Genomic DNA, 1,400 nt, shown 5'->3' on the forward strand with positions numbered 1-1,400 from the left:
TCCCCGAACGCGAGGTAGCGGTACACCGCCGCGTCGTCGGGGCGGGCGGGGACCTGGGCCGCGTCGGCCGTGGTGTCGCGCATGGGACGTCCTTCCGGGACGGGGGCTGCCGGACGCGTCCGGCCGCGGCCGGGCGCGGTTCGGACTCTACCAGCGGCCCCCGGCGCGCTTTCGTTCGGGAAACGGCGGCCCCTGGTGCGCTTTCGTTCGGGAAACGGCGTGGCCGGCCGCTGGCGCGCGGGTGCGGCCCTGACCATCCGCGGGGAGTTCTCCATCGTGATCGCCGGGCCGGTGCTCACGCGGTACGCGGACGCGTTCGGTCGTTCGCGCGCCCGGGCGGCGACGCGGCGGGTGCAGGCGCGCGAGGTCGCCGTGGCGGACCCGGTGCACTGACGTACGGGGCCGTGGGGCGCGAGGACGACGCGGGGCCGGTGCACCGGCCGGGCTGGTGTATGGTGGTGCCCGCGCCGCAGGCGGAAGCTGAGCGGTTGCGCGGGCGTAGCTCAATGGTAGAGCGCTTGCTTCCCAAGCAAGATACGCGGGTTCGATTCCCGTCGCCCGCTCCACACCACGACGACGGCCCCGGGCCCCTCACGCGAGGGACCCGGGGCCGTGTCGGCCCACGTCGCCCCGTCACGGCCGCACCGGGAACGCGAGACGTCGGAATGCGGCCACATTCCGGCGTCATGGCGACCGCTGGCGTTCCAGGTCGACGTGCGGGGTCCCGCTCCCCTCAACGGCCCGCGCGGATCTCGCGCAGCCGGCGTTCCAGGTCGACCGGCAGGTCCGCGGCGAAGCGCGGGTCGAGGTCGGGCCCGGCGTCCGCCAGTCGGTAGACGCCGTCGGCGCGGGCGAGGAACCCGTAGTCCACGAGTTCGCGACGCAGCGTGGCCACGTCCTCGTGGGCGGGGCGCAGCAGGTCGTTGACCTCGGCCTCCGCGTAGGCGCGGCCCGCTCTGAAGCGACGCAGCAACTCGAGAAGGACGGCCACCCGCGGCTTGCGACGCGCAGGGATGGAGCGCAGCCGGTCCCCGTCGAAGAAGCGGGCGAGCACGGTCGCGTGGTAGCGCTCGGCGGACTGCCACTCGTCGGCGAGGGCCGCCGCCGCGGCGGTGTACCGCTCACCGGTGACGGCCATGCGGGCGCGGATCAGGGTCTTGAGGTCGGACTGACGGGTCATGGTGCATCCTCGCCGGCGCGCTCCCGGCCATGCCGCGCCGCGGGTCGGGGACGACGTCCGTCGCGTGCGGGTGGGCCCGAGGATCCGCTCCCCTTCGCGCCGGGCCGCGGGGCCCTGCCGCGCGGGGCCGGGCCGCGTGGCGCGCTCGGCGGTGGGCGCCGCCGTCGTGATCCAGGCTAGCCCACGCCCGCGGCGTAGGATCGCGCCATGCCCCTGACCC

Annotated in this window: 2 protein-coding genes and 1 tRNA gene; 2 read left to right on the forward strand and 1 reads right to left on the reverse strand. The window is 75.9% G+C overall.

Annotation, left to right across the window (positions count from 1 at the left end; translation table 11 throughout):
* Positions 1-219 precede the first annotated feature (219 nt).
* Positions 220-393: a hypothetical protein gene (locus J1M41_RS01990; RefSeq protein WP_020626107.1), complete on the forward strand. Its 174-nt coding sequence runs from the start codon at positions 220-222 to the stop codon at positions 391-393.
* A gap of 99 nt (positions 394-492) precedes the next feature.
* A tRNA-Gly gene (locus J1M41_RS01995) sits at positions 493-566 on the forward strand.
* A 167-nt stretch (positions 567-733) separates the two neighbouring features.
* Here the strand turns inward: J1M41_RS01995 and J1M41_RS02000 are convergent.
* Complete coding sequence (locus J1M41_RS02000) at positions 734-1,180, reverse strand: DUF2087 domain-containing protein (protein ID WP_036317141.1); 447 nt, start codon at positions 1,178-1,180, stop codon at positions 734-736.
* Between the last annotated feature and the right edge of the window lie 220 nt (positions 1,181-1,400).

The sequence above is a fragment of the Micrococcus sp. KRD096 genome, from assembly GCF_017168495.1.
Classification (GTDB): domain Bacteria; phylum Actinomycetota; class Actinomycetes; order Actinomycetales; family Micrococcaceae; genus Micrococcus; species Micrococcus luteus.

Bases quoted from the DNA above. Each gene is read 5' to 3' on its own strand.
- J1M41_RS02000 (WP_036317141.1), bottom strand. From the start codon at position 1,180: ATGACCCGTCAGTCCGACCTCAAGACCCTGATCCGCGCCCGCATGGCC.